Below are 13,279 nucleotides of genomic sequence, written 5' to 3' on the forward strand. Positions count from 1 at the left end.
CTTGCTGCATCAGAACATGGTTGCCGTGCTATCCCAGCAGGGCAAACAGCAGGGTCCCGAGGGTACCTGCGAGCGTCAGCACGATGATGGCACTGGGTGTGCCGTGCAGCTTGGTCCACATAAACAGGCTGGTGAGGGCCAGCAGCAGCAGGGCCAGGGCGGCGATATCGCCAAACAGCTGCCAGCCGAGGCCGGTACCCATGCCGCGGTGCAGCCGGTTGAGGCTGGCGGCAAAGTTGGCCAGTTGCAGGTCGGTACGTACCAGCAGGGTACCCTCAACATAGCTGGCGGCCACGCTCTGGCTGAGGGTGACGCCGCGCATCTCCCACTTGGCGGGCAGGGTGAGCGGGCCGTTCGGGGTGGGCAGGGTCTGGGCCGGGGTGATCATGGTTCGTCCGTCGGCAAAGGTATCGGGATAGCGCTGTTGCAGCAGGCTTTTCAGCTGCTCCGGGCTGGCGAGTGGCGCCTTGAGCACTATCTCTTCACTCGATTTGTCAGTGTGGGGGCCGGGAATGGGCAACACGGCACGGTGTTGCAGCCAGAGGCCGGTGATGCCGTACATCAGCATCAGGGCGAGGGTAAAAAAACCGGCCCAGGCATGGAGGCGGCGTACCCATTTGTTGTTGTGAAGGGGAACTCTTCTGCGTTTCATCGTGGTTGCTTCATAAAAAACTGGCCAGCAAGGGCTGGCCAGTCGGGGTGGTTGTCACAGAGATCAGAAACGGTAGGTACCGGTCAGGCTCAGCTGACGGGGCGTACCCGGCATGATCTGGGTGGCACTGGTGGCGCTGACGAAGTACTCGTGGTCGGTCAGGTTTTCGGCGCTCAGCTCGGCTTCCCACTGCTGCCAGCGATAACCGGCGCGCGCATCGAAGCGGGCGTAACCGGGCAGTGTGGTGGTGTTGGCGTTGTCGGCGAAGCGATCGCCCACCGCCGTCACGCCGGTTTCACCGAACCAGCCCTGCTCGCCACTCTTGTAGCCGAGATAGAACTGGCCATTCTGACGGGAGACGTTCATCGGGCGTTTGCCCTGCAGATCCGCATCCGCCTTGACCTGCTCCGCATCCTGAATGGCGAAGCCGCCACGCAGGTAGATCTCGTCGGTCAGCTCGGCGCGGGCGCTTAGCTCGACCCCTTCGGTGCGCTGCAGGCCGGTGAGGATCACCTTGGTGGGATCCAGCGGATCCTTGGTGCGCTTGTTGTACATCTCCAGTCGATAGAGGGAGAGAGTGGTCGCCAGCTTGCCGTTCAGCCAGTCACTCTTCACCCCACCTTCGTAGAGGCGGGTGTGCTGGGGTTCCAGCCCGTTGTTCTTGTCACCCGGGGTGATGCCGATCAGCTCGCCGCCCACCGGAGTGAAGGTCTTGCTGTAGGAGGTGTAGAAGGCGTGATCCTCGAGGGGATTCCACACCAGACCAAGGCGCGGACTCAGGCTGTTGACCGAGACGCTCTCCTCCTTGTTGAGGTCGTAGCGGCGACTGGTGACGGTGAAGTCGTCACGGCGCAGCCCGCCCACCAGATGCCAGTCACCCAGGCTGAGCTGATCCTGCAGATAGAGGCCATTGCCGCGCACCTTGTGTTTGGCGTCGCTGGAGAGCTTCATGGCGCCATTGTAGGTAGGCAGTGAGCCGGGGTCGTAGAGGTTGCCAGACGGGATGGCGGTGGCGTTCTGGTAGAGCTTGGGTGTGCGCTCCTGCCAGTTCTGCTCGAAGCCGACCAGCAGGCGATGTTCCACCGGGCCGGTCTGGAACAGACCTTCGGCCTCGGTGTTGCTGATCAGGTTCTTCGCTTTCAGATCCTGCTGCCAGCGGGAGCGGGTCACCTGATCCCCTTTGACGCTGGTGACATAGGTGTTGTCAAACTGGCTGTCGAGGGTGGAGTACCCGAGCTGCTGGCGCAACTGCCACTGATCGTTGATATCCCAGGAGAGGCGGGAGCGGGTGGATTGCGCCACGTCATCGATGAAGTCGCGGCTGGTATCGCTGTAGACATACTCTCGCGGCACATCGGCCGGACGGCCATTGACCCCGGGAATGCCGCGATCCGGGGTGCGGTCATGTTCGTTGCGCTCGTACTGCACCAACCAGTTTAGGTTGTCGCTGATCTCCCAGTTGGCGGAAGGGGCCAGCAGGGTGCGCTTGCTCTTCACGCCGTTGCGGAAGCTATCTTTGTCCTCTTGCGCCATGTTGAGGCGCAGTTGCACCTGCTCACTCGCCTCGCCATTGAGGTCGGCAGCCAGCCGCTGACTGTCAAAACTGCCGACCCGGGCGGTGACGCTGGACTCCTGCCCTTTCTGTGGCTTCTTGCTGACCCGGTTGACGATGCCCCCCGTGCTGCCGCGGCCGTAGAGCACGGCGGCCGGGCCCTTGAGCACTTCTACCCGCTCGATGTTGCCGAGATCCCGGGTGTACTGCATGTCGTCGCGGAACCCGTCGAGATAGAAGTCGTTGCTGGCGCTGAAGCCGCGGATGTTGACCCCGTCGAAGCGGGTATCACCGCTGGCGTTGACCCCGGGAATGCCGCTCAGGGCTTCACTCAGCGTCGGTTGGCCGAAGGCGGTCAGCTCGCTGACCTTGACGCTGTCGATGGTCTGGGGCACCAGCTTGGCTGGCGTATTGGTACGGGTTGCGGTGGCAACTTCCTGATGCTGGGATCGTTTGCCAACCACTGTCATGGTTTCATCGGCGGCCTGGGCAGTGAAGCCGGTGCCCAGCAGTGCCAGCGAGACCAGCGTTCTGCGAAAGTGAGGGTGCTGCATATTCAATATTGACTCTTTGGATGTCGACCTGACGGCTCGAACATATTGATTTAATTATAATTAGCCTGACCCGCTTAAGCGGGATGCCAATGATATTGATTTTCATTTGTCTGGCAAGGTGAAAATGGAGGGGGCTTTGGGTGCGTGTTGTGTGGTCGGCAGAGCTCGGCTGAAAAGCAGAGCCATTACAGCAAACCGCGAGAACGAAGCGAGGGAAAAGGGCGTAGCGGAAGAAAAAGGTGCGAAATATGAAGCGATATCCGGCCCGATAGGACGGGCCGGATATCGGACTCAGCGAGTGCTCAGCAGTCGGCGGGTGAGGGGGATAGTCGCCAGCAGGCGATAGACCAGCAGAGACGATCCCAGCAGCAGCGGCACCTTGGCGATCTCCCACAGGATGGATGCGGCCTGCGGGCCAAACACGAAGAGCCAGACCACCAGCATCATGTGCAGGCAGTAGATCCCGAGCACTTTGGGGGCCTGACGTTCAAGCCAGCTGCCCTTGCCCCACTCGGGGTTGGCCAGCAGCAGTCCAAACAGGCCGAGAGCCCAGGGAAGGGAGCCGAGCAGGAAGTCGTGGCGGGTGAGCGGCACTGCGGCAAAGTGCTGCAGCGCCCAGGCTTCACAGCCATAGAGCACCACGCCCGCCAGCAGCAATTGCCAGCCGGTGCGGGCATCGGGCTGCCACTGACGCTGGCGCAGCAGGGCCCCGAGCGCCACAAACAGCAGGGAGAAGAAGGGGCCGTTACGGGTGAGCAGTGGCCACTCGGCGCCCAGCAGCGGCTTGGCATAGGAGCCCCCCAGCAGCGCCAGCAGGTAGAGGCCAAGACCCAGCCAGATGGCGAGTGATGGTCTGCCAAGCCGGTAACAGAGTGCCAGCAGGGCCACCGCCATGACCAGGGCTGGCAGGAACCAGAGGTGGATCATGCCGCCCACCAGCCAGCCATTGAGGGGGTCGCCGAGCTGGAATTGCCACTGCCCGCGCAGGGAGGCCAGATAGCCTTGCTGTACAGCATCCAGCGGATTGAACGGCACCAGCAGGTAGACCAGACTCCATACCAGCCAGAGCAGCAGCAAGGGGCGGCAGTAGCGCCAGGCAACGGTCAGCGGCGCTTCGTGGCTCAGTCTCGGTTGCAGAAAGTAACCGGCACAAAGGAAAAACAGCGGCACGGCAAAGCGGCATGACTGGTTGATGGTGCCGCTCAGCCAGAGCCAGGATCCACTTCCCCACAGGGTGGGATTGAAGGGATGGGCGAAGGGGGATACGTGAATGGTCATCACGGCCAGAATGGCCAGTACCCGCCCGCACTCGATACTGGAAATACGCATGGTGGCTCGTCGTTACAGGGGTTGTGATGGCACGCTAAAATTCTTACTGCTAGGTTACAACCAATTGATTCTATTAGTGTGAATCACACTGTTGAGTAGTTACGTTTTGTAACGGGATGGCGGAAGGTGTTACCTGTAGCGGGAACTAGATCCCATTTTTTGGGCGCGCTCATGCAGATAAAAAAAGCGAGGCAGGTGCCTCGCTTGGTTGGGGATCTCGATCTTACTGGTGAGTCAGCATGCTGCTCTGGTTGGCTGCAAGGGTGGTTCTGCCCGAGCTCTCCAGCCAGGTTTTGATCCGCTTGGCATCGGCGACCCGATCGTTGGTGGTCTCGGCATTGAGCAGCACCATGATCACCGGCTCACGATTGACCTTGGTGCCCAGCACCAGACAGCGGCCCGCTTCGCGGATATAGCCGGTCTTGGAGAGGGTGAACTCCCATTGCCCTTCGCGGATCAACCGGTTGGAGTTGAGGTAGTGCAGCTGACGCTTGTTGGTACGCACATAGCTCTGCTCGTCGGTGGAGTACTGGCGGATCAGCGGATAGGAGGCCGCTGCGGCGGCGAGTTTGGCGAGATCCTGCGCGGTGGAGACATTGCGCGGGTTGAGCCCTGTGCTGTCGGCGTAGCGGGTATTCCACATCCCCAGCATGCGGGCCTTGGCATTCATCGCCTCGACGAAGGCACGCTGGCCGCCGGGATAGTGGCGGGCCAGCGCCGAGGCGGCGCGGTTTTCAGAGGACATCAGGGCGATATGGAGCATTTCGGCGCGGCTGAGCCTGGAGCCGATGGCCAGGCGCGAGCCGGTTCCCTTGATGCGGTCGATGTCGGCATTGGTCACGGTGAGCATTTCGTTGAGGCGCAGGTTGGCATCCAGCACCACCAGCGCCGTCATCAGCTTGGTGAGTGAGGCGATGGGCATTACCCGGTTGCCGTTGCGCTCGGAGATCACCTCGCCGGTTCTGTGGTTGGCCACCACGAAAGCGGCCGAACTGAGGTTGGGCACATCCCGTCGCTCGAGAAAGCCGCTGCTGCTCTTGCTGCTGGCGGAAAAGGGGTTGGCATGGGCACTGTCCATAGTGGCCGGCAGCATTACTGCGCCAAGCAACAGGGGAAGGAGGGAACGCATCATCATGATCAGCTCTACCGGACGAAATACAGGGATATCTCGCTAAGTTATATGTCGTGAACTGGCGCTTCACAATCATTCTCACCTTGATATTGATAATTTACGGCGTTGAGCGTGCTTTGACGGCGAGGAGAGCGTAAAAGAGGTCTCCATGGAGTCTTTTTTTACATTGAAACTATGGGCTGGTCGTGATGGCGAGCGGAAGCCTGCGCTAAAAAAATCGGGACCAGAACGGTCCCGATTGGCATGCAGCATTGCTTGCCGTTTAGTGGGTATCTTCCTGCTTGATCTTGAAGCGCATGGCGATCACCACGAACAGCAGCGGGCCAATGATGGTCCAGACGCCGGTGGAGATATCGCCAGAGATAAAGGGGGCGACCACGGTAAAGACGTTGCCGAAGGCGACCAGGATCAGGCTGATGATGGTAGCCAGCAGCACCGAGCCCGAGCTCTTGAAGAAGATCAGGTCCTTGCCCAGCGCCGGGTTGTTGCGATAGCGATACCAGGCGTAGATGAGGAACATGTAGGGCAGGGTCATGCCGACGTTGGTCATGGTGATGATCAGCTCGTAGAGGGCGGCGGCCCCTTCCGGGTTGATCAGGGTAAAGATGGATTTGGCGGCAATGAACAGACAGACCACCCAGGCTTGCACCTTGAGGGCTTCAATGCGCACGCCATTCTCGTTCTCGCGCTGGAAACGCTCCGGCCAGAAGTAGCTCGGGGTGCCGGTGATGAACTGGCGCAGCGGCGCGTAGGAGAGGGCGATAAAGGCACCCAGATAGCTCAGGAACATGCCCAATCCGGCAAAGCGCATGAAGATCTGCCCCAACCACTCGCCACCGAGATGGCGCCCCAGCTCCAGCATGATGATGAAGAGGGCGGAGAGAGAGGTGATCCCCTCGGCCGGGAAGTCGCTCCAGCGCATGATGGAGCCGACCGCCAGAAAGCCGATGATGTAGCAGAGCACGATAAAGGCGCCGGAGAGGAAGATGCCGCGCTTGAGGTCGCGCTCCGGATCTTCCAGCTCGTCAGCCACCCCGGCCATCGCCTCGACCCCGCCGTAGGCGAAGATGGCGAACACCATAAAGCCGAGGAAGGGGATGATGTCGTTGAATGCGGCATTGGGAGAGGCTGCCAGTGATGCCTGGGTGAGGGGCTCCTGCAGTGTCATGCCGCTCACCGCGAAGGTGAAGACGCCACCGACCAGCAGCAACACGTTGAGTGCCACCACGGAGAGACCGCCGATGGCCGCCACTTTGGCGAAGCGGGCGCTACCCAGGGTGATGAGCTTGGTGACGGTGGCAACCAGCGCGATGGCGACCACACCCAGAATAAAGGGGCCAAAGTCGATGCCGGTACCCAGGGTGACCGGGATGACGGTGATGTCGCGGCCAAACAGCATGAAGGAGAGGGGCACCCACATAGAGAGCGCCTTGCCAAACATCCAGATGACGTAGGAGGCGAACCACATGGTCAGCCCGATAAAGGCGAATCGGGTCGAGACCGAGTGGCGCATCCAGGTAAAGATGCCGCCCGCCTCTTTGCGAAAACCGGTGCCGAATTCGATCATCATCAAAATGAACGGGATGAAGAAAAACAGACCGCCGATCACGAACATCGGAATGGCGGCATATCCCATTCGGTAAAAACCGATCCCGATATTAGTGACGCCAAATACCGATGTTAATATCATCAATATAAAGGCGCCCAACTTCAGCTTTTTTGCTGACATATTAAAAACTCCCTGATGGTGCTGGATTTAAAATAATCAAAAATTAAACGGACGAAACCGGACCCATTAATAACGCGGTAGCGCCATGCCATCCTGCTGTGGCGGGCGCGATCAGGTCATCTCTGACCGGGCTGGCTTACCCGTCAGGCGGTTAATGAATGTATGGGCGGAGCGGCATGGTCTGTGCCATGCGCGGTATTGGTCAGCGTTGCCGAAAATTAACTGTGAACGATTTTATCATTAATGCTGCTGGGCAGGTAAGTTTCCCGAATGAAGCTGTGGTTGAAATAAACAGACCTGCCAGTTAATTGATACGTTGCGGATGTAAACATTTACGCCCGGGCCGACACTTATTTTCATTATTGGTATTCGGCATATTTGGCGGAGTGAATTACGCCATCCTGCCTGATAAATACGCACCAATGGCGACAGCGCTTATCCTCCCAGCCGGGTCAGCAGCACGCCGCCGGTAATAATGGCCGCCGCCGTCAGCCGCATGCGCCCGAGCGGCTCTTTCAGCAGCCAGACAGAGAGCAGCATGGCAAACAGCACACTGCTTTCGCGCAGAGCCGCGACCACGCCAATGGGGGCTTGGGTCATGGCCCAGATAACAATCCCGTAAGCGAGCAGTGACATGGCACCTCCTGCAATTCCCGCCATCGCATGGCGACGGATCTGGCGCCATGCGTTGCGTTTCTGGTGGACGAGCAACACCAGCAGCATCGCCAACCCGGTACAGGCAAAGAGCCAGAGGGTGTAGCGTACCGGTTCACCCCCTGCGCGGGCGCCGGCTCCATCCGAGAGGGTATAGGTCGCCGTGAACATGGCCGTGATCAGTGCTGCCCGAACCGCTTTGCTGTCAAGGCGCTGCTGCCCGCCTCGCCAGGCCATCAGCAAGACCCCCATGATCAGCACGCAGGCGCCGATGATGCCGCCGTAACCGGGGTAGTCCCCCAGCAGCAGGGCACTTAACACCATGGCAAGCAGCGGGGCACTGCCACGGGCCAGCGGATAGATCTGGCCAAAATCGCCCTGATTGTAGGCATGGCTGAGAAACAGGCAGTAACCGATATGGAGCAGGACTGAGAGGCCGAGCCAGGGCAGCTCGGCAGCAGAGGGAAGCCCCATGGGCAGCAGCGCCACGGCGGCGATAAGCCCTGAGAAGATCGCCACCAGTGACACGCCCACCAGCCGCTCTTCGCCAATCTTGACCAGCGCATTCCAGCTGGCGTGAAGCAGGGCTGCCAGCAGAACGGCAAAAAAGACGGTGGTACTCATGGGAAAGGGCTCTCGGGCGATGGGGGTCAACAGCATACCCGCCCGGAGCCTGATTGGCCGAGATCTTTATCAAGGCTTCGGCTTTTCGGGGCTCGCCTCCTGCGTGGTGGCGTTACCCAGTTGCCCCAGCACCAGTTTGGGATGGGGGTCGGTCTGCAGCGGAATATCCTGCAACTCTGTTCCCTGCTGATGGCGATGGATGATCCCGGCGGCCATCTTGCCCAGCGCCTCGTAGCTGCTGATGGTGCCAACGCTGCAGCCGTGTTCGACGAACAGCTCGGCACTGCAGATGGTAGGGATGGCAGCTTCGTTGAGCGCATTCAGCAGGCGGGGGGCGATGGAGAGCAGATAGCTGTCTGCGGCCAGAAAGACGATGTCGTTTTTGGCATCCTGTTGCAGCCGCTTCAGTTCGTTGTCCAGCCGCCGTGGGTCAGGGGCCATTCGCCAGGTGACCATCTGCCACTGATAGCGTTTCGCTTCATTGAGCAGCATATCGGCCACCAGCAGGGTGTTCTGCTCACGGGGGTTGAAGGGTAGCAGCAGCCGTTTTCCGGTGGCCAGATGCTCGCTGGCGTTGGCCAGTTGCAGTGCCATCGGCACCATGTTGCTTACCCCGGCCACCATGCTGTTCTGGGCTTTATCTTCCGAGAGGATATCTGCCCCGACCGGATCGGAGACCACATTGAAAATCAGAGGTTTGCGGTTGGCCACCAGACTCTTGGTCATGGTGGTGGCGGTGGTGCCAAAGGTGTAGATGTAGTCGTATTCGGCCAGTTTCGGCAGCATCTGCTGGCGCAGCATGGTTGCCAGCGCCGTACGATCCTGAGCGGCGTTATAGGTGGTGATGGTGGCCTGATAGCCAAGGCGGGTCAGCTCTGCCCGAAAGCCCGCTTCGGCTGAGGTTTCACCGCGCCACAGCACCATGGCGATAGAGAGGGCGTGAGCGGGAAGAGCCAGCAGCAACAGCAGGACGAAAGGCAGCCTGACCATGATCATCTCTCCGGCGATACATCTACTATTGAGCCTAGGCCACTTTCTCCGGTCGTGAGTGACGCCCAGCAAAAAGCGCGATGGCAAGCCATCGCGCTTTGGGGACCCGCAAAACCGTGATTAGAAGTCGTAGCGGGCAGCCAGCTGGAAGTCATCCTTGTTGGCAGTCGCTTTGCCGGCAACGCTGTCCAGATTGTTGATGCGGTACTCGCCAATCACCCGCAGGTTCTTGTTGAATTTGTACTGGGCACCCAGGGTGTAGTAGTCAATGGCATCGGTTTTCTTGCCGCCAGTGACTTCCTGCTCCTGTTTGTTCCACAGGGCCATCAGACCGAAGCCGTTTTCGAAGTTGTAGCCCAGCGCGGCTTCCCAGCCGGTATGGTCGGTGCCACTTTGGACAAAGTCAGAGCCATCGGCATAGCTCAGAGCCGCATAGGCCGCCTTGTTGTCGAACTTGGCAGAGATCAGCCACAGTTTGGCGTCTTCGGTATTCTTTTCCTGACGTTGGCCAACGTTGTAGGCGGTACCCAAAGACAGATTGAACGGGAAAGTGTAAGCCACGGCTGCACCATAGGCTGGGTCAGCTGCGGAGGTCTTGTTGCTGCTTTTGTCTTCTTCTTGGCCACCATCAAATTTGTAGCTGGCATCAAACTGGAAGCCGTTGAACAGGCCGGAATACTTCAACACGGAACCAGCGCGGTTGGTGGCGAAGGTGTCAGTCTTGGCGCCCAGCGCTTCGTTGCCGTAGCCGTCGGAGAGGGAGACATCAGTCCAGTCGGCCAGGAAGCCCGGGGCCCCTTTCTGGCGACCGAAGGTCACGGTGCCCCAGTCAGCGCCGACACCGGCAAAGGCCAGACGGGTGCGCAGGTTGTCTGTGCTTCCATCTTTACCCAAGGTCTTTTCGCTGTCGTTGATATACATCTGCACTTCGTACTGGGCCAGCGCCTTCAGGCCGTTCTGGATCTGGGTCTCGGCCTTGGCGCCGAAGCGGACAAACTGGTTGGCCCCTTGCTTGGCGCTGTAATCCTTGGTGCCATTGATAGTATTCGGGTTTGTTGTATCGACCCCTTCCTTCTTGTCACCGAAGAATTGACCGGCGTAGATACGGCCATAGAGATCCAGCATGGAGGTGTCATTTTTGTACACTTCAACGGCTTGAGCCTGGAAGGCTGCGGTGAGAGCCAGTGCCACTACAGTCAGCTTTTTCATCTTAATCCCTTGTGGTGTTGCAAGCTTTTGTTTTGAAAACGGGGTCATGCTAGGCAGCGGGGATGACAGCGGGGTGACAGTTGGATGAAGAGTCGATGGCAATTGGGTTGCAATTGGATGAATTGGCTACATTCTTGCTCGCAGCGGCTACTTTTGTGCGCAAAGGTTTGCCCTTGTGGTAGAATGCCGCCCGTTTTCGAGCTCCATAGGTTGGATATGCGATGAGACGTGAACTGGCAATCGAGTTTTCCCGAGTGACGGAAGCGGCTGCACTGGCTGGCTACAAGTGGCTCGGACGTGGTGACAAGAATATCGCTGATGGGGCGGCCGTAGCGGCCATGCGCCACATTCTCAACCAGATCGAGATCGATGGTGAGATTGTGATCGGCGAAGGTGAAATTGATGAAGCGCCGATGCTCTATATCGGCGAGAAGGTCGGTACCGGACACGGCGACGCGGTGGATATCGCGGTCGATCCCATCGAGGGTACCCGCATGACCGCCATGGGGCAGGCCAACGCGCTGGCGGTGCTGGCGGTGGGCGACAAGGGTTCTTTCCTGAAAGCGCCTGACATGTACATGGAAAAGCTGATCGTCGGGCCCAAGGCCAAAGGCGCCATCGACCTGGATCAGGCTCTCGAGCTGAACCTGAAGTCCGTGGCCAAGGCGCTGGGCAAGCCGCTCTCCCGTCTGACCGTCATTACCCTGGCCAAGCCGCGTCATGACAAGGCAATCAAGGAGATGCAGGGTTTGGGCGTGCGGGTGTTCGCCATTCCTGATGGTGACGTTGCCGCCTCCATCCTCACCTGTCTGCCGGACAGCGAAGTCGACATGCTGTATGGCATCGGCGGCGCACCGGAAGGGGTGATCTCCGCGGCGGTGATCCGCGCGTTGGATGGCGACATGCAGGCCCGTCTGGTGCCGCGTCACCGCGTCAAAGGCGACAGCCCGGAAGTGCGTGCGCTGGGCGAGCAGGAAATTGCCCGCTGCGAAGCGCTGGGCATCGATGTCAACAAGGTGCTCAAGCTGGAAGACATGGCGAAGAATGACAACGTCATCTTCTCCGCTACCGGCATCACCAAGGGTGATCTGCTGGATGGCATCACCAGCGATGGCGTGATGGCGACCACCGAGACTCTGTTGATCCGTGGTAAATCCCGTACCATTCGTCGTATCAAGTCGATCCATTACCTGGAACGCAAAGACAGCGTGGTACGCGATATCATCCTGTGATGATGGCTCGCTGAACCGGCTGTGTTGTCTGAAGCCCGATCGCCCGTGCGGTCGGGCTTTTTGTTGTGTGCCAGCTACGTTTGTGCCGCCGCTTCGGCTATGGTGGCTCAGACCATCCCAAAGGAGTGGAGTCTATGGAGTGTCGTAGCGGCTGCGCTGCCTGCTGCATCGCCCCCAGTATCAGCAGTGCCATTCCCGGTATGCCAGATGGCAAACCGGCTGGCATCCCCTGTATCCAGCTCGATAGCGCCCTTGGCTGCAAGATCTTCGGTCAACCGGAGCGGCCGGCGGTGTGCGGCGGTTTTCGCCCCATGATGGATGTGTGCGGCAGCCACCGTGCCGAGGCTATCTGGCTGATCGGCGAGCTGGAGCGGCTCACCACCTGACGAGGGCAGGGCGAAGAGATAAAAAAGAGGCCGCATCATGCGGCCTCTCGCGTTTCTGTTTGCCGGGGATCAGACTCCCGCCAGTTCCAGTGCCTGACGATAGTACTCGTTGGCCTTGTTGGTGAGGCGGCGTTTGTCCATCAGCTGGCCGAGAGCGTGATAGGCGGCGGCGCTCGGCGCCCGCTCCACCTCCTGCTCCAGCAGCTTCTGGGCATCGTCCAGCTGACCGGCCAGCAGATAGAGCTGGGCCAGTGCGGTGTCCACCTCCGGTTGCCCCTGCTGTTTTTGCAGCAGCGTCAGCAGCGGCTGGTAGCTGTCGAGTTTCAGCTTGGGCAGGCGAGCCAGCAGCTGCGGCATCGGCTGTTTGCGCAGCGCTTCCTGCCACAGGGTGGCGGCTTCGCCGTCGGCACCCAGCTGGCGCAGCAGATCGCCGTAGCAGGCCAGTAGTTCTGGCTCGAGGCGCAGCTTGCGCGGCAGATCCTGCCATACCGCCTTGAGGGTCTCGAGGCTGCTGGCAGCCTGTTGCAGACGACCACACCAGGCCTGTTGCAGCAGATCTTCTTCCTGTTTCGGGGTCAGCTTGCCCACCTTGTGCAGGCTGGGGATAAGGTCGCACAGAGCGCTCCAGTCCTGACGGGCCAGATGCACCTGGCGCAGCTGATCCAGCACCATGGGGTGGCGCGGGTTGAGGGCGTAGACCGACTCCAGCATCGCCAGCGCGGTATCGTACTGGCCCTGCTCGATCTGCAACTGGGTCTGGGTCAGGGTGAGCGCCAGCTCGGCCTTGGGATTCTCCTCCTGCGCTTTTTGCAGGTATTGATCCCGGCGCGCATCGTCACCACGGGCCTGTGCCGCCTTGGCGGCGCTCAGGTAGTTGAGCAGCGGGGTGTCGCTGTTGCTGGCCCCCTTGATCATCAGCTTTTCAGCCTGACTGTAGTGCCCTTCGGCCATTGCCAGGGTGGCGGCGACGGTCTGTTGATTGGCCTTGCGGCGGCGGCGCGAGCCGTACCAGCCGAGGGTCTTGCGGCGCAGGCCGAATACCCGACCCAGCAGCCACTCGACGATCAGCAGGGCGCCGTAGAACAGCACGGCCAGGATCACCGCGCTGGTGACGGAGGATTCGATGGTGTAATTGCCAAGAGCAATCAGCACATAGCCCTTGTTACCGGAGGCTTGCGGGCCAAAGATCAGCCCTGCGACCATCACGGCAACCAGAATGATTATACGGATCATGGT

At 60.0% G+C, this 13,279-nt stretch carries 11 protein-coding genes; 2 read left to right on the top strand and 9 right to left on the bottom strand.

Annotated features, from left to right (window positions below):
- Nucleotides 1-28: 28 nt before the first annotated feature.
- The 8 genes from ACTG19_RS14555 to ACTG19_RS14590 form a co-directional block, all read right to left on the bottom strand.
- Nucleotides 29-694 carry a PepSY-associated TM helix domain-containing protein gene (locus tag ACTG19_RS14555; RefSeq protein ID WP_439989605.1) on the bottom strand — a complete coding sequence of 222 codons (666 nt, stop codon included), beginning with the start codon at nucleotides 692-694 and terminating at the stop codon, nucleotides 29-31.
- A 21-nt stretch (nucleotides 695-715) separates the two neighbouring features.
- Nucleotides 716-2,758, bottom strand: coding sequence for a TonB-dependent receptor (locus ACTG19_RS14560; protein WP_111899793.1), 2,043 nt, complete (start codon nucleotides 2,756-2,758; stop codon nucleotides 716-718).
- Nucleotides 2,759-3,049: 291 nt separating this feature from the next.
- Nucleotides 3,050-4,087 carry an acyltransferase gene (locus tag ACTG19_RS14565; protein WP_439989205.1) on the bottom strand — a complete coding sequence of 346 codons (1,038 nt, stop codon included), beginning with the start codon at nucleotides 4,085-4,087 and terminating at the stop codon, nucleotides 3,050-3,052.
- A 223-nt stretch (nucleotides 4,088-4,310) separates the two neighbouring features.
- Nucleotides 4,311-5,222, bottom strand: a complete 912-nt coding sequence (gene pbpG, locus ACTG19_RS14570) for a D-alanyl-D-alanine endopeptidase (protein WP_005336410.1) — start codon at nucleotides 5,220-5,222, stop codon at nucleotides 4,311-4,313.
- A gap of 259 nt (nucleotides 5,223-5,481) precedes the next feature.
- Entirely contained in the window at nucleotides 5,482-6,948 is a 1,467-nt protein-coding gene (gene yjeM / locus ACTG19_RS14575; RefSeq protein ID WP_439989206.1) for a glutamate/gamma-aminobutyrate family transporter YjeM, read from the bottom strand.
- Between the two features lie 435 nt (nucleotides 6,949-7,383).
- On the bottom strand, nucleotides 7,384-8,262 hold the full coding sequence (locus tag ACTG19_RS14580; protein WP_439989207.1) for an EamA family transporter: 879 nt from the start codon (nucleotides 8,260-8,262) through the stop codon (nucleotides 7,384-7,386).
- A gap of 33 nt (nucleotides 8,263-8,295) precedes the next feature.
- The gene (locus ACTG19_RS14585) at nucleotides 8,296-9,216 is read right to left on the bottom strand and encodes an ABC transporter substrate-binding protein (protein ID WP_201990623.1); all 921 of its coding nucleotides are present in this window, start codon (nucleotides 9,214-9,216) and stop codon (nucleotides 8,296-8,298) included.
- 120 nt (nucleotides 9,217-9,336) lie between these two features.
- Nucleotides 9,337-10,425 (bottom strand): porin, encoded by a 1,089-nt coding sequence (locus tag ACTG19_RS14590; RefSeq protein WP_113740242.1) that lies wholly within the window; start codon nucleotides 10,423-10,425, stop codon nucleotides 9,337-9,339.
- Between the two features lie 221 nt (nucleotides 10,426-10,646).
- On the opposite strand from ACTG19_RS14590, the gene glpX reads away from it, so the two are divergent.
- Together glpX and ACTG19_RS14600 are read left to right on the top strand one after the other, a co-directional pair.
- Nucleotides 10,647-11,657, top strand: a complete 1,011-nt coding sequence (gene glpX, locus ACTG19_RS14595) for a class II fructose-bisphosphatase (protein ID WP_005336386.1) — start codon at nucleotides 10,647-10,649, stop codon at nucleotides 11,655-11,657.
- A gap of 134 nt (nucleotides 11,658-11,791) precedes the next feature.
- A complete protein-coding gene (locus tag ACTG19_RS14600) occupies nucleotides 11,792-12,043 on the top strand; it encodes a YkgJ family cysteine cluster protein (RefSeq protein WP_182938413.1) in 252 nt (83 codons plus the stop codon).
- A gap of 69 nt (nucleotides 12,044-12,112) precedes the next feature.
- Here ACTG19_RS14600 and ACTG19_RS14605 read toward each other — a convergent pair whose 3' ends face one another.
- Complete coding sequence (locus ACTG19_RS14605) at nucleotides 12,113-13,276, bottom strand: heme biosynthesis HemY N-terminal domain-containing protein (protein WP_113740243.1); 1,164 nt, start codon at nucleotides 13,274-13,276, stop codon at nucleotides 12,113-12,115.
- Nucleotides 13,277-13,279: the final 3 nt, after the last annotated feature.

Origin of the sequence: Aeromonas sp. 3P, assembly GCF_051919745.1 — a bacterium.
GTDB lineage: Bacteria > Pseudomonadota > Gammaproteobacteria > Enterobacterales > Aeromonadaceae > Aeromonas > Aeromonas veronii.